The sequence below is a fragment of the Arabiibacter massiliensis genome (assembly GCF_902386925.1).
Lineage (GTDB): Bacteria > Actinomycetota > Coriobacteriia > Coriobacteriales > Eggerthellaceae > Arabiibacter > Arabiibacter massiliensis.
In genome coordinates this window covers 785,528-802,118 of record NZ_LR698996.1, presented here as the reverse complement: position 1 = coordinate 802,118, position 16,591 = coordinate 785,528, and the positions used below count along the sequence as shown (strand labels likewise).

The 16,591-nt window shown below is 66.3% G+C and carries 18 protein-coding genes; 17 read left to right on the top strand and 1 reads right to left on the bottom strand.

The window, feature by feature from the left end; genetic code table 11:
* The first annotated feature begins 85 nt into the window (after positions 1 to 85).
* Positions 86 to 202 carry a zinc ribbon domain-containing protein gene (locus FX134_RS15040; protein WP_143412123.1) on the top strand — a complete coding sequence of 39 codons (117 nt, stop codon included), beginning with the start codon at positions 86 to 88 and terminating at the stop codon, positions 200 to 202.
* Positions 203 to 407: 205 nt separating this feature from the next.
* Here FX134_RS15040 and FX134_RS03415 read toward each other — a convergent pair whose 3' ends face one another.
* Complete coding sequence (locus FX134_RS03415) at positions 408 to 623, bottom strand: helix-turn-helix domain-containing protein (protein ID WP_080797612.1); 216 nt, start codon at positions 621 to 623, stop codon at positions 408 to 410.
* A 219-nt stretch (positions 624 to 842) separates the two neighbouring features.
* Between FX134_RS03415 and ffh the strand changes: the two genes are divergently transcribed.
* From ffh to FX134_RS03335, 16 genes are all read left to right on the top strand, one after another.
* Complete coding sequence (gene ffh / locus FX134_RS03410) at positions 843 to 2,252, top strand: signal recognition particle protein (protein ID WP_080797610.1); 1,410 nt, start codon at positions 843 to 845, stop codon at positions 2,250 to 2,252.
* A 418-nt stretch (positions 2,253 to 2,670) separates the two neighbouring features.
* Positions 2,671 to 3,414: an ABC transporter ATP-binding protein gene (locus FX134_RS03405; RefSeq protein ID WP_080797609.1), complete on the top strand. Its 744-nt coding sequence runs from the start codon at positions 2,671 to 2,673 to the stop codon at positions 3,412 to 3,414.
* Positions 3,408 to 4,238 carry an ABC-2 transporter permease gene (locus tag FX134_RS03400; protein WP_080797607.1) on the top strand — a complete coding sequence of 277 codons (831 nt, stop codon included), beginning with the start codon at positions 3,408 to 3,410 and terminating at the stop codon, positions 4,236 to 4,238. The genes FX134_RS03405 and FX134_RS03400 overlap by 7 nt, the downstream gene beginning before the upstream one ends.
* Positions 4,239 to 4,305: 67 nt before the next feature.
* Entirely contained in the window at positions 4,306 to 4,812 is a 507-nt protein-coding gene (locus FX134_RS03395; protein ID WP_080797604.1) for a GNAT family N-acetyltransferase, read from the top strand.
* A gap of 257 nt (positions 4,813 to 5,069) precedes the next feature.
* Positions 5,070 to 5,315 carry a 30S ribosomal protein S16 gene (gene rpsP, locus FX134_RS03390; RefSeq protein ID WP_080797602.1) on the top strand — a complete coding sequence of 82 codons (246 nt, stop codon included), beginning with the start codon at positions 5,070 to 5,072 and terminating at the stop codon, positions 5,313 to 5,315.
* A gap of 6 nt (positions 5,316 to 5,321) precedes the next feature.
* A complete protein-coding gene (locus tag FX134_RS03385; protein ID WP_080797601.1) occupies positions 5,322 to 5,576 on the top strand; it encodes a KH domain-containing protein in 255 nt (84 codons plus the stop codon).
* Positions 5,577 to 6,098, top strand: coding sequence for a ribosome maturation factor RimM (locus tag FX134_RS03380; RefSeq protein WP_080797599.1), 522 nt, complete (start codon positions 5,577 to 5,579; stop codon positions 6,096 to 6,098). It abuts the gene before it with no gap.
* Between the two features lie 33 nt (positions 6,099 to 6,131).
* Positions 6,132 to 6,854, top strand: coding sequence for a tRNA (guanosine(37)-N1)-methyltransferase TrmD (trmD, locus tag FX134_RS03375; protein WP_080797597.1), 723 nt, complete (start codon positions 6,132 to 6,134; stop codon positions 6,852 to 6,854).
* A 338-nt stretch (positions 6,855 to 7,192) separates the two neighbouring features.
* Positions 7,193 to 7,756 carry a signal peptidase I gene (gene lepB, locus FX134_RS03370; protein ID WP_080797594.1) on the top strand — a complete coding sequence of 188 codons (564 nt, stop codon included), beginning with the start codon at positions 7,193 to 7,195 and terminating at the stop codon, positions 7,754 to 7,756.
* A 95-nt stretch (positions 7,757 to 7,851) separates the two neighbouring features.
* Positions 7,852 to 9,300 (top strand): helix-turn-helix domain-containing protein, encoded by a 1,449-nt coding sequence (locus FX134_RS03365; RefSeq protein ID WP_080797592.1) that lies wholly within the window; start codon positions 7,852 to 7,854, stop codon positions 9,298 to 9,300.
* Positions 9,301 to 9,443: 143 nt separating this feature from the next.
* Positions 9,444 to 12,782, top strand: a complete 3,339-nt coding sequence (locus tag FX134_RS03360; RefSeq protein WP_080797591.1) for a molybdopterin-containing oxidoreductase family protein — start codon at positions 9,444 to 9,446, stop codon at positions 12,780 to 12,782.
* A 12-nt stretch (positions 12,783 to 12,794) separates the two neighbouring features.
* On the top strand, positions 12,795 to 13,442 hold the full coding sequence (locus FX134_RS03355; RefSeq protein WP_080797589.1) for a 4Fe-4S dicluster domain-containing protein: 648 nt from the start codon (positions 12,795 to 12,797) through the stop codon (positions 13,440 to 13,442).
* A complete protein-coding gene (locus tag FX134_RS03350; RefSeq protein ID WP_080797587.1) occupies positions 13,433 to 14,284 on the top strand; it encodes a DmsC/YnfH family molybdoenzyme membrane anchor subunit in 852 nt (283 codons plus the stop codon). Before FX134_RS03355 ends, FX134_RS03350 begins: the two co-directional genes overlap by 10 nt.
* A 22-nt stretch (positions 14,285 to 14,306) precedes the next feature.
* Positions 14,307 to 15,056: a hypothetical protein gene (locus tag FX134_RS14930; protein ID WP_080797585.1), complete on the top strand. Its 750-nt coding sequence runs from the start codon at positions 14,307 to 14,309 to the stop codon at positions 15,054 to 15,056.
* Between the two features lie 16 nt (positions 15,057 to 15,072).
* A complete protein-coding gene (locus FX134_RS03340) occupies positions 15,073 to 15,804 on the top strand; it encodes a TorD/DmsD family molecular chaperone (RefSeq protein ID WP_080797583.1) in 732 nt (243 codons plus the stop codon).
* The gene (locus FX134_RS03335) at positions 15,801 to 16,574 is read left to right on the top strand and encodes a 4Fe-4S dicluster domain-containing protein (RefSeq protein ID WP_080797582.1); all 774 of its coding nucleotides are present in this window, start codon (positions 15,801 to 15,803) and stop codon (positions 16,572 to 16,574) included. The genes FX134_RS03340 and FX134_RS03335 overlap by 4 nt, the downstream gene beginning before the upstream one ends.
* Positions 16,575 to 16,591 lie beyond the last annotated feature (17 nt).

Sequence of the window (16,591 nt, the reverse complement as noted above, 5' to 3'; positions counted from 1 at the left end):
CTGTGTTTTCGTGAGTGTGGTATAGTTCTGTTGACTTGATAAAGCAAGTCAACAGATATCAAGCGATCACTGTTTCGATTGGAAGATGATTATGCCGTTCGTCGCCTGCCCTGATTGCAACAACGTTGTTTCAGATGCCGCCCATAAGTGTCCGCATTGCGGCAAAGACCTGGATCAGATGTGTTCGCTGCGTGCTTCTTGACGTCGACCGTCGTGGCGAGCCTAACGTATTTCACGAGTTTCTGGATCATAGAAGAGCATACGGCGTCGAGCCTGCTTCCAATGATAGGCGTGAGCGTTGTCATGGGAGTGGCGTTATCCGCGATACCGTCGGCTTTGGCGGCTGTGATCTTGCATGCGGCGCTCAAAGAAGGGCGATCCTGATTCGACGCTTGTTGACCTGGGAGCTAAAAGTCGATGAGGTCTTTCACGTCGGCGCCGAGCCCGTCGGCGATGCGGCAGAGCAGGTCGATCCCCACGCTCACCTGGCCTGTCTCGATTTGCCAAAGATGAGTCTGGTTGGTGTCGACCATGAGCGCGAACTTGCGTTGCGAGAGGTGCTGCTCTTCTCGCAATCGCCTAATGGTTTGGCCCAGCTTGATTCTGCGTCCATCGCTTTTCATGGATTCAGGGTAGGTGCTACGCTTCCTTTGATGACTTGCTAAAGTAAGTCATCAAAGGAAGCGTATATAGCCGATGGCGAATCAAAGCGCGGTAAGGTTTTTTGCGCCAAGCCATGGAAGGGATTCTAAACGGCTTGTGTGTTTGCGTCCGCCGCCTGGCTAGCTGACGTATAATGCATGGTCAACAAGCAAGCGACGCTGGCAAGGAGCTCACCAACCATGCTCGAGAACCTCTCCGAACGCCTTCAGGGCATATTCAGCGGGCTGCGCGGCAAGGGCCGCCTGACCGAGGACGACATCAACGGCGCGATGCGCGAGATCCGCATGGCGCTTCTGGAAGCCGACGTGAACTTCAAGGTGGTGAAGGGGTTCATCGCGCGCACGAAGGAGCGTTGCCTGGGCGCCGAGGTGCTCGACTCGCTCACGCCGGCGCAGAACGTGGTGAAGATCGTGCTCGACGAGCTCACCGAGCTGTTGGGCCGCACGGACTCCAAGCTGGTCCTTTCCAGCCGCATCCCCAACGTCATCATGCTCGTGGGCCTGCAGGGCTCTGGCAAGACGACCGCCGCGGCCAAGCTGGCCTACCGCCTGAAGCAGGAGAACCATTCGCCGCTGCTCGTGGCCTGCGACGTGTACCGCCCCGCCGCAGCCGACCAGCTGCAAACCCTCGGCGGCGAGATCGGCGTGCGCGTGTACCGCGGCGACGGTCAGGACCCGGTGCGCATCGCCACCGAGGGCATCCAGGACGCCATCGACAACCTGCGCGACGTGGTCATCGTGGATACGGCGGGCCGCCTGCACGTGGACGACGAGATGATGGACGAGGCCGAGGCCATCAAGCGCGCGGTCAAGCCCGACCAGATCCTCATGGTGGTGGACGCCATGACCGGCCAGGACGTGGTGAACGTGGCGGCCGCCTTCGCCGAGCGCGTGGACTTCGACGGCGTGATCATGTCGAAGATGGACGGCGACGCCCGCGGCGGCGGGGCGCTGTCCATCAAGCAGGTCACCGGCAAGCCCATCAAGTTCATCTCGTCCGGCGAGAAGCCCGACTCGCTCGAGGAGTTCCACCCCGACCGCATGGCCAAGCGCATCCTGGGCATGGGCGACGTGGTCAGCCTCATCGAGAGCGCCGTGAAGGTGCAGCAGGAAGAGGTGGAGCAGGAGCAGGCCGAGCGCATGATGCGCGCGAACCTCACGCTCAACGACTTCGTGGACATGAACCGCCAGATCCGCAAGATGGGCGGCATATCGAAGCTGATCAGCGCGCTGCCCGGCGGCGACAAGGCCATGTCGCAGGGCCAGGTGGACGAGGGGGCGCTCGACCACATGGAGGTCATCATCAGCTCCATGACCAAGGCCGAGCGCGAGAAGCCCGACCTGCTGAACGGCTCGCGCCGCGCGCGCATCGCGGCCGGCGCCGGCGTGACCGTCTCGGACGTGAACCAGCTGATCAAGAAGTTCAACGAGACGAAGAAGATGATGAAGAAGATGATGCCGGCCATGGAGGAGGCTCAGGGCAAGCGGGGGAAGAAGGGCAGGAAGGGCCGTAAGCGCCGCATGCCCGGCCTGCCCGGCGGCATGAACATGGCCGACCTCAAGAAGCTCCAGGACATGATGGGGCAATAGGCGATTCGGGGGCCTTCCGCACGTGGGAGGCCCTCCTTTTTGCAACGTCGTCGAGTTATGCACCTCCGCGCAGACAGAAGAGGGCGGGTTTCGCGCGGACGTGGCTGTTCGTCTGCGCGAAACCCCTGGTCGCGTTTTCAACGTGTGCGGCGAATGGCCCGCGCACCGTCCGGAAAAGGTGCATAACTCGAGCACATTGCATTTTCTGGGGCTTTTCGATAACGCAAGGGTGCAGAACTCGAGGACTTTGCAAGAAGCTGGGACGGCCGGCTCGATGGCGTATAATAGTCCGAACACGATGTCATCCTGAGTGGAGGCGCCACTGCTAACGCCGCGCGGGATCCTTCGACTCCGCGCCTGCGGCGCTCCGCTCAGGATGACAAACGAGGTCAAAGACGCGTCGTCGGAAGGGGCGGGCATGGTGGATGCGACGTATCCAGGGCAGGAGGCGCCCGTCGCCGCCGAGCCGCCGGTGCTGCAGTGCGCGGGGCTGATCAAGGCGTTCGGGTCCATGGCGGCGCTCAACAGCGTGTCGTTCTCGGTGCCGCGCGGGCGCGTGGTGGGCTTGCTCGGCCCCAACGGCAGCGGCAAGACCACGCTCATCAAGCTGGCGGCCGGGCTGCTCACGCCCACGGCGGGCACGGTGCTGGTAGCGGGGATGGAGCCCGGTCCGCAGACGAAGGCCCTCGTGTCCTACCTGCCCGAGCGCCCGTACTTCTCACCCGGCATGAAGGTGGCCCGCACGCTCGACTTCTTCGCGGATTTCTACGCAGACTTCGACCGCCCCCTGGCCGAGGACATGCTCGCGCGCTTGCAGGTGCCCCTCGGCGCGCACATGGGCTCGCTCTCGAAGGGCACGAAGGAGAAGGTGCAGCTGGTGCTGGTGATGGCCCGCCGCGCGGCGCTCTACCTGCTTGACGAGCCCATCGGCGGGGTGGACCCGGCCACGCGCGACTACATCCTGGACACCATCATCGGCGCGTACCGCCGCGAGGCCACCATCCTCCTTTCCACGCACCTGGTGGCCGACGTGGAGCGCGTGCTGGACGACTTCATCTTCCTCCAGTACGGCACCATGGTGCTCCACGCGCCGGTGGCCTACGTGCGCGAGACGTTCGGCATGAGCGTGGACGACTACTTCAGGGGGGCGTTTCGATGCTAGGGAAGCTGTTCAAGCACGACATGGCCGCCCTCTCGCGCGTGCTCGTGCCGTTGCATCTAGCGGCGCTGGGCGTGGCCGTGCTCGCGGCCGTGTGCGGGCTGGCGGGCAACGGCCTGGGCGAGGCGGCGCGGCAGGCCACGGGCGTCGGCGGCGAGATGCTCAGCCTGTTCGCGGGTTTCGCGTACGTCGCGTTCGGCTTCAGCCTGTTCCTTCTGTGCACGCTCACGCTGGCGACGTTCTTCGTCGTCGCGCACCGGTTCTACCGCAACCTCTTCACCGACGAGGGCTACCTCACGTTCACGCTGCCCGTCACGGCCAACCAGATCGTGCTGTCCAAGACGCTCTCGGGCGCGCTTTGGCTGCTCATCGACTTTTTGGTGGTGGGCGTATGCATAACCGCGGTGATGTTCGGGATGGACGCGTTCTCTTCGATGCTCTCCCAGAGCTACTCGTTCGGAGGCGGCCCGCAGCTGCCGAGCGCGGGCGAGTGGGCGAACTTCGCGAACACGTGCCTCCAGGCGATAGCGTGGATGCTCGCGGCGTACGCGGCGCTCTGCGTGGGCTCGGCTGCCGCGCGCCACAAGGTGGCGGCCGCCGTGGGAGCGTTTCTGCTCATAGGGATGGCCGTGGGCATCGCCTCGGCCCTGTTGAACGCCGCGGCCTTCATGGCCATCTCGACGTTCGCGCCGGGGCTCTGGTCTGCGCATTTCGACCCGTACGGCCCCGTGTCCCGCGCCATCGGGCAGCTGACCATGCTCGCGCTCGCCGCCGCCAGCTACGCTGTCTGCGTCTGGTGCCTCAAACGGCACGTCAACCTGGCGTAAACCCGCACGCCCGCTTCCTCTGCTATACTGGCGCTCGCATTGAAGGCTGCGCGTGAAAGGATGCGCCATGGCGCTTGAGATACGCCCGTACCGCGAGGAGGACCTTGCGGGCATGATGAAGGTGTGGAACGAGGTCGTGGAAGGCGGCGAGGCGTTCCCGCAGATAGAGCCGCTTACGCTGGAGACGGCGCGCGAGTTCTTCGCCGAGCAGACGCTTTCCGTGGTGGCGGTGATCGGCACGCGGCTGTTCGGCCTGTACATCCTGCATCCGAACAACGTGGGCCGCTGCGCTCACGTGGCCAACGCGAGCTACGCCGTGGCGTCGAGCGCCCGCGGGGTCGGCCTCGGCCGGGCGCTCGTGGAGGACTCGCTCGCCCAGGCGGCGCGCAAGGGCTTCCGCGGCCTGCAGTTCAACGCGGTCGTGGCCGGCAACGCCGGCGCCATCCATCTCTACGAGGACATGGGCTTCACGCGCGTGGGCACCATCCCGGGCGGCTTCGTGAACTTCATGGGCGCCTACGAGGACATGCACATCTACTACAAGAGCACGCTGCCCGCCCAGCGCTCCTGTTGAGGCTAGCATCCGCCGCCCGGTCGGGCGGCACGAGGGGCGCGAAGGGGCTCCGTTCCCGCCCAAACATGGGCTTTTCGAGGACGCGCGGGGTCGGCGTTGGCCGGCTTCGCGCGTTTCGCTACAATTCGGCTTGGTAATCCGCTTGTCAAACGGTCGTTTTCGCCGTATCATAAGCAATTGCTGTTTTCGCTACGTCGCGCGCATCGCGGCGTTGAGCATCGAATCGAACGCAAGAAGCAAAAAAGGAGTTCACCTTCATGGCAGTCAAAATTCGCCTCTCCCGTCACGGCGCGAAGAAGCGCCCGTACTACCGCATCGTCGTCGCCGACTCGCGCGCCCCGCGCGACGGCAAGTTCATCGACGAGGTCGGCCGCTACAACCCCTGCGCCGAGCCTGCCATGGTGCAGTTCGACATGGAGAAGGTCGACCAGTGGATCAAGAACGGCGCCCAGCCCACCGACACGGTCGTCCGCCTGCTCAAGAACGCTCGCGAGAACGCGTAGCGCGCCATGGCCGAGCAGACCGAAGACATCGTCGGCCTCGTCGAGTCCGTCGTGCGTCCCCTCGTCGAGTTTCCCGACGAGCTCGAGATCACGGCGTCCGATGCCGAGGACGGCTCGATCCTCGTCGAAGTCCGCGTGAACGAAGAGGACGCCGGCAAGGTCATCGGCCGCCAGGGGAGGGTCATCAAGGCGATCCGCACGCTGGCCCGCGCCGCCGCCTCGCGCACGAACACCCACGTCGAAGTGGAGCTTCTCGACTAGATGCGCGCATGGGCGAACGTGGCCGAGCTGGCCAAACCGAAGAACCTGACGGGAGGGCTCGTCGCGCGCAGCGCGCCGGGTCTTCCCTTTTTGCTGCATGAGGGCCTGGAAGTGGCCTTCGTGCCCCCGCAGATCGACGCGCCGCGCCGGGCGCGGGTGGCCTCCGTGCAGGACGCGGGCCGGGGGGCCTACCTGGTGACGTTTGAGGGCGTCGACTCCATCGACGTGGCCGAGCGGCTGGCGGGCTGCCGCTGCCTCGTGCGCCGCGCCGACGTCCCCGAGGCCGCGCTGGCCGGGGAGGCGGAGGGCCTCGAGGGCTTCGAGGTGCACGATGCCTCCGCGGGCCTCGTGGGCGTCGTCGCCGAGGTGGTGGAGAACCCGGGGCAGACGCTCCTGTCCGTCGACCGGGGCGACGGCGGGCGCATGGTGCTCGTGCCCCTCGTGGACGCGCTCGTCGAAGGCATCGACGAGGGCGCGCGCCGCATCGACATGAACCTGCCGGAGGGCCTGCTCGACCTGTAGCGCGCCCCCGCCGCGCACGCGAAAGGACCTCTTGTGATCATCGAAACGCTCTCGACGTTCCCCGGCATGTACGACTCCGTCATGGGGGCGTCCATGATGCGCATCGCCCAGGAGAAGGGCATCCTCCGCTTCACGGCGCACGACCTGCGCGACTGGACGCACGACCGCCACCGCACCACCGACGACGACCCCTACGGCGGCGGCGACGGCCTGGTGATGAAGTGCGAGCCCATCTTCGAGGCTTTCGACGACATCGCGGCCGCAGGTCCCAGGCCCTGCACCGTCTTCCTCGCGCCCTGCGGCGAGCCCTTCGATGACGCGCTCGCCTGCGAGCTGGCGCGCGAGAAGCGCCTGCTGTTCGTGTGCGGCCATTACGAGGGCATCGACGAGCGCGCCTACTCGCTGGCCGACCGCGTGATCTCGCTCGGCGACTACGTGCTCACGAGCGGCGAGCTGGCCTCCATGGTGGTCATCGACGCCGTGGTGCGCAAGCTGCCCGGCGTGCTGGGGGCCGAGACGGGGGCGCTCGGCGAGAGCTTCGCCGACGGGTTGCTGGAATACCCCCAGTACACGCGCCCGGCGTCGTTTCGCGGCATGGACGTGCCGCCGGTGCTCCTGTCGGGCAACCACGCCGCCGTCGCCCGCTGGCGCCGCGAGCAGTCGCTCGAGCGCACCGCCCGCCTGCGCCCCGACCTCCTCGAGCGCGTGGACCTCTCCGACGCCGACCGGAAGTTCCTCACCGGATCGTCTTCCTGAGCGCAGCGGCGAAGCCCCCCTCTTGGCATCCTGAGCGAAGGTCGAAGGCGGCCTCCCTTGTCATCCTGAGCGAAGGCCGAAGGCGGCCTCCCTTGTCATCCTGAGCGGAGCGCGCAGCGCGGAGTCGAAGGATCCCCCGCGGCGCCAGCAGTGAGACTTCCGGCTAACGCCGCGCGGGATCCTTCGACTCCGCTCACTGCGTTCGCTCCGCTCAGGATGACAAAAGGGGGGGCTTCGCTCCGCTCAGGATGACAGAAGGGAGCGCGCGTTGCTTACGGCTCTCCTGCTGCGCTATCATGGGGGCAGCGTCCCGCGCAGCCACGAAAGGATGGTGCCCCGTGAACTCCGGCCAGCATGCAGCCAGCCAGCCTCCCGGCATCTTGCGCCGCTTCTTCAACCTGCTTGCGTGGGTGGGCTTCGTCGGCCTGATGTCGTGGCTGATGTTCGCCTACGTGGGGCACGCCTACGCGGTGCCGTCGGGCTCCATGGAGGGCACCATCATGACGGGCGACCGCGTGTTCGGCGAGAAGGTGAGCTACTACCTGCGCGACCCCGAGCCGGGCGACATCGTGATGTTCCAGGATCCGGAGATCCCGGGCCGGCTGCTGCTCAAGCGCTGCATCGCCGTGGGCGGGCAGACCGTGGACATCAACGGCGAGGACGGCCTCGTCTACGTGGACGGCCGGCCCCTCGACGAGCCCTACACGGCCGGCCAGCCTACCTACCGCCTCGACGAAGGCGTCGACTACCCCTACACGGTGCCCGAGGGATGCATGTGGATGATGGGCGACAACCGAGGCAACTCGCAGGACTCGCGCTACTTCGGCGCGGTGCCCGCCTCCACGGCCGAGGCGCGCAGCCTGTTCGTGCTGTGGCCCCTCGACGACATCGGCCTGCTGTAAAGGCCTCATCTGAAATATAAGCGGCGGGATGGGCGATGCGCTTTCGCCCGGTCGTGCTAGAATGGCGTTGGCGAAGAGACTTTCGGAGGGGAAGCATGCAGGGCCATTCGAGCGAGAGAACCTATATCACCAGCTGGTCGGCGGCGAAGTACCTGTCCTACGCCTTTTGGCGGGCATGGTTCCTGGTCATGTACTCCTCTCCTGTGTGGCTCTCCTTCGTGGTGCCCGAGGGCGTGAACCCGGGCCTGCAGATGTACTACCTGTCCACCGTGTGCTTCGTCGCGGCCTCCGTGATCCTCTCGGTGCTCCATGCCAAGACGGTGGAGCTCTTCTCGCTCAAGGGCGCCATGGTGGCGTTCGGGGCGGGCGCGAGCGCGGGCGTAGTCATGGAGTTCGCCGCCCTCATGCTGTGGCACGATCCGGGAAGCTGGCTGTTCTGGCTGGGAAGCGGCCTCACGGGCATCTGCACGGCGCCCATCGCCATCCGCGCGGGGCAGATATACGCCTCGGTGCGGGTGAACACGGCGGTCATCGGCACGCTTCTAAGCGACGTGGCCGCGGGGCTCATATTCTTCTTCTGCATCGGCACCTGGCCCATCGTGTGCCTGTTCATAGCTGCGGCCCTGCCCCTGCTCTCGGCGGTGATGATAGTCATCACCACGCCCTCGGGCGACGGGGGAGCGGTGGATATCGGCACGGCCACCGCAGGCGCGCTGTCGCGCAAGTCGTTTCTGCGCTTTCTGGTGGTGGTGTTCCTCATCGGCGCGGTGGCGTTTCTGCAGAACGGCCTGGGCAACTCCTGGTTCTCGCAGGCGAGCTTGGACAGCGGCCTTACGCTGGGCGTGAGCCTTCTGGTCATGGTGTCGTTCGCGCTGGCAGTGTTCTTCGCCATCGTGCAGAAGGTCCAGTTCGAGACGCTGTACCGCCCCATCATCTTCTGCCTCATCGCGTTCGTGGCCGTGGCCTACCTGCTGGACTTCGGCAACCCCGTGGCCATCGGCGGCACGTTCCTGGTGTACTGTTTGTTCTCGTCCTACATCTGGGTGTTCATGTCCTACCTGGGGCACAGCCGCTACTTCTCGCCCGTGCAGGTGTTCGGCTACGGGCGCAGCGCCTACGCGGGCGGGTCGCTTCTGGGCTGCCTTCTGGGGGTGTACGTGCTTCCGCAGGTTGACCTGGTGCGCGCGCTGCCGGTGATCGTCGTGGTGATGATAGGCATCCTGCTGCTGTGCGCGGTGGCCATCCGCCAGGTGGACATCTCCTCCATCCTGGTGCAGGACGCCGCGGAGAAGCGCTCCGACAGCCACCCCGCAAAGGCCGATGCGGCCGCCGCGCCCGTGGAGGCCGACCAGTTGGGCGACGTGCACCTCTCGCCGCGCGAGCTGGAGGTGTTCGCGCTCATGCGGGCCGGGCGCGACTCGGAGTACATCGCCAACAGCCTGTGCGTGTCGCGCAACACCGCCAAGACGCACATCCGCAACATCTACGCCAAGTTCGGCGTCCACCGCCGCCAGGATTTCATCGACGTCATCCAGAAGCTCTAGAATCCCCCTCACCCGGCATCACCCAGTGGGTGATATGCCCTCACCTGCGTAAACTTCATCCTACGGGAGGATTGTCCGCCCCTTCGCGACCGGCCATGCTGCTGAATGTAGCGTTATGCCATTCGCCGAAGAAAGGATGATCTATGAAGCGTGAAGGCTTGACCAGACGCTCGTTCGTCAAGGCGACGTCCCTGGCAGGTGCCGCGGCTGCACTCGGCACCCTGTACGGCGGGAAGTTGCAGAAGACCGAGCAGGCGTGGGCCGCGGGGGAGTCCACCAGCCAGCGCAAGACGTACGTGACCACGTGCCGCGGTTGCATCCAGGCCTGTCCCGCCCGCGTGTACGTGGAAAACGGCATCGTGGTGAAGATCGAGGGCCATCCCTACGCGCCCACGTCGCTGGGGTCGCTGTGCATGAAGGGCCTCAACCAGATAAACAACTGCTACAGCCCGCGGCGCGTGCTCTACCCGCTCAAGCGCTCGGGTCCGCGCGGTGCCGAGGAGATGGCCTGGGAGCGCATCAGCTGGGACGAGGCCATCGAGCTGGCGGCCACCAAGATCGCCGACGCCATCGAGAAGTACGGCACCTATTCGTTCTTCACGTCGGTGGGCGGCGGCGGCTCCTACGCCATGCGCCAGGCCATCACCATGAGCCACTCGCTGGGCTCGCCCACGGTGTTCGAGCCGGGCTGCGCGCAGTGCTACCTGCCGCGCTACTCGGTGGCGCTGTTCATGTACGGCGGCGCCGACCAGTCCATCGCCGACGCGGCCGCGCAGGAGCCCTTCAAGGGCATCGCGCGCCGCTGGTACGAGAAGATGGGCGTGTGGGACCAGATAGACGACGAGAACAAGAAGGGCTACGCCGACCAGATCGATACGAACACGATCGTCATCTGGGGCGCGCAGCCCTCGGTGTCACAGACGGCGCAGTCGGGCCGCGGCATGGCCGAGCTGCGCGAGGCCGGCTGCAAGACGGTGGTGGTGGACCCCAACATGAGCCCCGACGCCGTGAAGGCCGACGTATGGCTGCGCGTGCGCCCCGGCGCCGACGGCGCGCTGGCGCTGTCGTGGTGGAACTACATCCTCGAGCACGAGCTGTACAACGAGGAGTTCACCAAGCAGTGGACGAACCTGCCCTTCATCATCAACGAGGACACGAAGCTGCCCTACCGCGCCACCGACATCTGGCCGGACTTCAAGCAGAGCACCCCGGCCGACACGCCGGCCTACGTGTGCTTCGACGCCAACACCGGCAAGCTGGCCCCCTTCGAGTACCAGGACGAATCGGTGGACCCGCAGATTTTCTGGAGCGGCGCCATCGACGAGCTGGGCGGGGTGGCCGCCCGCAGCGCCGGCCAGATCTACAAGGAAGCCGCCGCCGAGTGGACGCTGGAGAAGACCGAGGAGATAACCTGGGTGCCCGCGGCCGAGAACGAGAAGGCCATCCTTTTGTACACCGCGCCGCTCAAGGAGGGCAAGTGCGGCGGCATCTGCCATGGCGTGTCTTCCGACATGGAGCAGATCGCCCACCAGCTGCCGGTGGGCCTGTGCGGCCTGGACGCCATCATGGGCTACGTGAACAAGCCCGGCTGCACGCTCACGCAGAACTCCAAGCCCAAGACCGACGAGAACGGCCATGTGGCGCGTCCCACCACCATCTTCCAGTACCGCAACGTGGACATCGTGCACGACTGCGGTGTGGGCTACATCGTGGGCAACTCGCCCGAGGAGAACGCCGCGCGCCTGGAGGGCTTCAAGCCCGACCCCGACGGGTTCCCGAACCCGCGCACGGCCGAGCTGCTCTACATCACCAACCAGCTGCGCCTCGACCGTCTGGGCATGAAGAACCACAAGGGCCTGTACCACTGGGAGCACAGCCACATCCCCTCGGTGCTGGAGGCCATCCGCACCGGCGAGCCGTACAAGCCGCGCGTGTGGTTCGACATGTCGGGCAACAAGCTGGCGATGCTGGGCAACGCGAAGTCGTGGTACGACGTGTTCCCGGAGATCGACTTCTGCATCTGCCAGCATCCCATGATCACGTCGTTCCAGGCCGAGGTGGCCGACCTCATCTTCCCCATCGAGGAGTGGCTCGAGGTGACCAGCCACGACGGCCGCGACATCACCACGGAGGGCGAGATCAAGGACCCCTCGCCCGACACCACCGACACGGGCCAGCTGAACTTCAAGTTCGGCATGTTCCCCATCCTGCACCTGGGCGAGACGGTGTCCAACTTCGTGGCGCCCAAGAAGGTGACCGGCAAGGTGGCCGAGATCTTGAACGCCAAGCTGGAGGCCGGCCAGGACATCGTGCTGGGCGCGGTGGGCCAGGCCACGGGGCGCACCTACATGGAGGAGCCCACCACGGCAAACGACGGCTTCCTGTCCACGTCGAAGGGCGCGTCGTATCTGCACGACGTCGACCGCTCGAAGTTCAACCTGCGCTTCCCGCTGCCCCCCGGCGTCATGTTCGGCGAGGAATCCGACGAGCGCATCCAGCAGTCCTTCGCGGAGCGCTTCGGCGCGCCGGACATGGAGGCGCTGCATGAGAATCCCGAGCAGTACCAGACGCCCGTGGCGGGCGAGGGCGGCGGCAAGCTCTGGCCCGACGGCACGCACCACTGGTGGAGCCCTCAGGACGAGTTCTGGGTGTACGACCAGCACGAGATGATTGCCACCGACGGCTTGAAAGCCGGGTTCGGCACCGAGAGCCGCAAGTTCGAGGTGTACGCGCAGATGCTCGTGCAGCTGGCCAAGACCGGTTTCCCCTGCTGCTACCCGCGCGCTCAGGTGGACGTGGACCCCTCCATCGGCCAGGGAGCCTACGAGGGCACCTACGCCCCCATCTGCCAGCACATCGAGCCGGCCGAGAGCCCGCTCGAAGGCACCGAGGGCTACGACCCCGAGTACCCGCTCTCGCTCACGAGCGGCCGCGTGTACTACACGCACCACGGCACGCAGCGCCAGGCGCCCTACATGCGCGAGATATGGCCGGCGCCCGATCTGCGCATGAACAGCAAGACGGCCGAGAAGTACGGGCTGGCGCACCTGGACTGGGTGAAGGTGACCTCGCGGCGCGGCTCCACGCATGCCCGCGTGTACATCACCGACGGCATGCACGAGAACGTGGTGTGGATGGAGCGCTTCTGGAACCCCGAGTGCTTCGACTCCTCGCAGGAGACGAAGACCGGCGGCTGGCAGGAATGCAACGTGAACATCCTCACCAAGAACACGGCGCCGTTCAACGAGGTGTACGGCTCCTACACCAACCGCGGCTTCTGCGTGAAGGTGGAGAAGGCCGAGAAGCCGCCGCGCGTGTGGGTGGAGCCCCAGGAGTTCGAGCCGCTCATGTACACCCACAAGAACCAGTACGTCGACGTGAACCCCTTCGAAGAGACACTGGCCGACCCGTCGGCAAGCTGGACCCCGGTGGTCACCTTCGACGAGGCGCACACGTTCTCCAACGAGACATTCAAGCATTAGGAGGGATACGCAATGGCAAGACGGACTTTGGTCATCGACCTGAACCGCTGCTCGGGCTGCGACTCGTGCACGGTGGCCTGCAAGTACGAGAACAACATCCAGCTGGGCTCATTCTGGAACCGCGTGCTGGCCGTGGGACCCACAGGCGAGTACCCCAACATCGAGATGTACTGGCTTCCTATGCAGTGCCAGCAGTGCGAGAACTCCCCCTGCGTGGGCGTGTGCCCCACGGGCGCGTCGTACCGCGACCCGGAGAACAACGTGGTGATGGTGAACAAGGAGCTGTGCATCGGCTGCCAGTACTGCATGTACGCCTGCCCCTACGGCGTGCGCCAGTTCAACGAGGCCGAGGGCGTGGTGGAGAAGTGCACGCTGTGCAACCACCTGACGGCGAAGTCGGACGGCATCGAGAACATCAACGACAGCTTCGACGAGGAGCATGCCGTGCCGCCCTGCGTGCACAACTGCTGCTGCGGCGCGCGCTACTACGGCGACTTGGACGACCCGAACTCCGCCGCGTCGAAGGCTCTGGCGGCCGCCGGCGGCGAGGGCTCCGAGAACGTGCATACGATAAGCGACCCCTCGGGCGCCAAGCCCACGGTGCGCTACATCTTGAACCCCTCCGTGGCGCAGTGGAAGGAGCTTGACTCATGGAAGTAGGAATCCAATGGCCCTTGGTGCTGTTCACCGTCATCGCGGGCGCGGGCTACGGCGCGATGGCAACTGCCGGCGTCGCCCGCCTGGCGAATAGGCAGAACGAAGCCACCCGCAAGACGGCCCTCATCGTGGTTCTGGCGCTGCTGGTGGTGGGCGGCTTGATGAGCGTGTTCCACCTGGCGCACCCCGAGCGCTTCATGGGCGCCATCGCCAACCTGCTGTCGTTTTCGGGCATCGCCCTCGAGCTCATCAGCCTGGCGGTGGGCGTGGTGGTCGCCTTCCTGTTCCTGGTGTTCGCATCCACGGGCAACAAGGCGGGCGAGAAGGTCATGGCGGCGTGCTCCATCGCGGTGGGCGTGGTGGCCGCGTTCCTGCAGGGCTACGCGTACTTCGAGGTGGCGGCCCAGCCGGGTTGGCACTCCCTGGCGCTTACGTTCGGCTATCTGTTCACGTCGCTGGCGGCTGGCGCGCTCATCTACGTGGCCGTGGCCGCCTTCAGGAAGGACGACGAGGCGGCCCTGCGCCTGACGGGCATCCTGGCCGTAGCGCTGGCGGCCTTGGCGGCGCTGTCGTGCATCGCCTACGCCGCATCGCTCGGCGCGGCCGGGCTGCTGGCGAACGCGGCGCTGGTCGTGGCCGTGCTCACTGTCGTGTGCGAGCTGGCGGCTGCGGGGCTGGGGACGTGGTTCGCCTTCAAGAAGCGTTCCCTGCCGCTGGTCGTCGCGGCCGCCGTGGCGGCGCTCGCCGCCTCCATCGCGGTGCGCGCGCTCATGTGGGTGGTCGCGTCGTACGGGTTCAATTTCATCTGGGAAGCGGCAGCGAACCGCGGCCTGCTCCTGTTCTAGTCAAGAGAAAGGCAGTCTCCTCATGTCAGACATCGCCCAAGCAGACGTTCCTGCGAACAAAGATCTGGCCGACCGGAAGGCGGCATGCGAGCCCACGTTCGACGAGAAGGTGAACGGCCTGATGAGGTTCATCCATTTCGAGCCGCTCATCAGGGAGCTGGACTACCAGGTGCTTCTGTACTGCACCGAGCGCAAGGGCCTGTCTGACATCGAGGAGCACCTCGCATCGCTGCCGGAGTTCAAGGCCGCCACGCGCGACCAGTACTCGCTCATCACCGAGCTGGTGCACCATCATGGCCTGGAGTTCTTCGAGCTTGACGAGGCGGGCAACCCCGTGGGCGAGGCCGATAAGGCGGGCCTCACGGAAAACGAGGTGGACGACCTGGTGGCAGGGTACGCCTACCGCACCACCGAGGCGGGCCTCGAGGTGGCGGCGCGGATGGACCCGGCGCGTCGCCTGGCCGATCTGCTGGAGGCCGAGCCGCACCGGCGCGACGCCTACCTGGCCCTGCTGGAGTTCTTGCAGGAGGCGCATTCGTTCGCCCAGGTGGACGGGTTCCTACGCGGCTGCAACGTAGCGGAACTCGCCCGCCAGGCGGGCGACGGGGGCGTGCAGCCCTCGGTGTTCGTGGATAAGCTGGAGCGCGCCGGTGTGATCATCTACGACGGCGGCTGGCAGGCCACCGAGGCCGGCCGCGCCGCGCTCGCGCAGCTGTCGGCCGAGGCCGGCCGCGCCGCGAACGCGAAAGCCATGACCCCCGTCCACGCGTAAAGGAAGGAAGGCAATCATGTCAAACGCCACGACCGCCGCGGCCCTCGCGCCGGATACGCTCGCGCAGCTGTGCGAGGTGCTGGAGGACCGCGCCGAGTTCTACCTCACCCTGGCGGGCTTCTACTACAAGCCGCTCACGCAGGACCAGATCGACCACATGGCCGCGCAGGACTATTCGCAGTACGCGGCCCACGCCGACGAGTCGCTTCTGGACGAGGGCTTCGACGACATCCGCCGCGCCCTGCGCAAGCGGCACACGGGCACCCGGTGCATCCTGGCCACGGAATGGACCAGCACCTTCGGCGGCGCCGAGGCCTACAAGGGGCGCTACTGCGTGCCCAACGCGTCGCTGTTTTTGGACAAGTCCGGCCTCACCTACGGCCGGCCGCGCAACGAGGTGAGCCGCATCTTCGCCGGGCAGCGGCTGCGCCTGCACGACGATGCCGGCATGCCCGAGAGCCATCTGTGCTTCGAGCTGGAGTTTCTCTCGGTGCTCTCCGGCGAGATAGCCGCGCATCTGCGCGCGGGCGAGCTGGAAGCGGCGCTGGAGAAGATCGACGTGTCGCAAGAGTTCATCCAGGGGCACATCCTCACGTGGTTCCCGCAGCTTTCCGAGCTCGCCCTGCTCATGCTGAAGACGAGGTTCTACAAGGGGGTCCTCAAGATCACGCAGGGCTACCTGGAGCTCGACGTGCAGACGCTCGCCGACGTGGAAGCCGAGGTGCGCTTCGGGGTGCAGGCGGCATGAACGGCCCGGTTATCTCGCGCCGCTCGCTCATAGCCGGCAGCATCGGCATCGCCGCGCTTTTGGGGCTGGGCGGGGGAGTGAAGTACGCGTGGGCCACCGAGCGCGAGCTTCTGCGCCCGCCGGGCGGGCAGGACGAGGAGCGGCTGCTGTCCCTGTGCATCCGCTGCGACCGGTGCCGTCAGGCGTGCCCTTTGCACGCCATCGAGAGCGCCGGCGTGGAGGAGGGGCTGCTGAACGTGCGCACGCCCAAGCTGAACTTCCGCACGCACGCGCTCGCCCGCACGCTGGGCACCACGGAGTACCACGAGGTGGACGCGGGCTACTGCAACTTCTGCGACGCGGAGGGCGCGGGCGGCCAGGTGAAGAAGTGCGTCGCCGCCTGCCCCACCGGCGCGCTGGCGGCCTTCGACGAGAGTTACGAGCGCATCGGTACGGCGGTGATCGACCCGGTGTACTGCATCAACTTCCCGCAGCTGGGGCAGACGCCCACGGGGTGCCGCCTGTGCGTGGACGCGTGCCCCTACGAGGCCATCGTGATGAACGACGAGCAGCGGCCCCAGGTGGTTCCCGACAAATGCAACGGCTGCGGCAAGTGCGAGGTGGTGTGCCCCAGCGCCTCGTACCGCGCGCTGGTGGGAGTGGGCGCTCTGGAGGAGCGCGCCGCGGCCGGCAACGCCGACTACGCCGCCTCGCTTTCGTTCTACCGCCGCACGGGCGTGCTGCCGCGCGGGATAAACATCGTCGTCCAAGACCAAGCAGCCGAAGCGTAAACCTGAGAGGAACGGGA

Bases quoted from the DNA above. Each gene is read 5' to 3' on its own strand.
- FX134_RS03400 (WP_080797607.1), top strand. From the start codon at position 3,408: ATGCTAGGGAAGCTGTTCAAGCACGACATGGCCGCCCTCTCGCGCGTG.
- ffh (WP_080797610.1), top strand. From the start codon at position 843: ATGCTCGAGAACCTCTCCGAACGCCTTCAGGGCATATTCAGCGGGCTG.
- FX134_RS03350 (WP_080797587.1), top strand. From the start codon at position 13,433: ATGGAAGTAGGAATCCAATGGCCCTTGGTGCTGTTCACCGTCATCGCG.
- FX134_RS03360 (WP_080797591.1), top strand. From the start codon at position 9,444: ATGAAGCGTGAAGGCTTGACCAGACGCTCGTTCGTCAAGGCGACGTCC.
- FX134_RS03405 (WP_080797609.1), top strand. From the start codon at position 2,671: ATGGTGGATGCGACGTATCCAGGGCAGGAGGCGCCCGTCGCCGCCGAG.
- rpsP (WP_080797602.1), top strand. From the start codon at position 5,070: ATGGCAGTCAAAATTCGCCTCTCCCGTCACGGCGCGAAGAAGCGCCCG.
- FX134_RS03380 (WP_080797599.1), top strand. From the start codon at position 5,577: ATGCGCGCATGGGCGAACGTGGCCGAGCTGGCCAAACCGAAGAACCTG.
- FX134_RS03385 (WP_080797601.1), top strand. From the start codon at position 5,322: ATGGCCGAGCAGACCGAAGACATCGTCGGCCTCGTCGAGTCCGTCGTG.
- FX134_RS03335 (WP_080797582.1), top strand. From the start codon at position 15,801: ATGAACGGCCCGGTTATCTCGCGCCGCTCGCTCATAGCCGGCAGCATC.
- FX134_RS03355 (WP_080797589.1), top strand. From the start codon at position 12,795: ATGGCAAGACGGACTTTGGTCATCGACCTGAACCGCTGCTCGGGCTGC.
- FX134_RS03340 (WP_080797583.1), top strand. From the start codon at position 15,073: ATGTCAAACGCCACGACCGCCGCGGCCCTCGCGCCGGATACGCTCGCG.
- FX134_RS14930 (WP_080797585.1), top strand. From the start codon at position 14,307: ATGTCAGACATCGCCCAAGCAGACGTTCCTGCGAACAAAGATCTGGCC.
- FX134_RS03395 (WP_080797604.1), top strand. From the start codon at position 4,306: ATGGCGCTTGAGATACGCCCGTACCGCGAGGAGGACCTTGCGGGCATG.
- FX134_RS03365 (WP_080797592.1), top strand. From the start codon at position 7,852: ATGCAGGGCCATTCGAGCGAGAGAACCTATATCACCAGCTGGTCGGCG.
- FX134_RS15040 (WP_143412123.1), top strand. From the start codon at position 86: ATGATTATGCCGTTCGTCGCCTGCCCTGATTGCAACAACGTTGTTTCA.
- FX134_RS03415 (WP_080797612.1), bottom strand. From the start codon at position 623: ATGAAAAGCGATGGACGCAGAATCAAGCTGGGCCAAACCATTAGGCGA.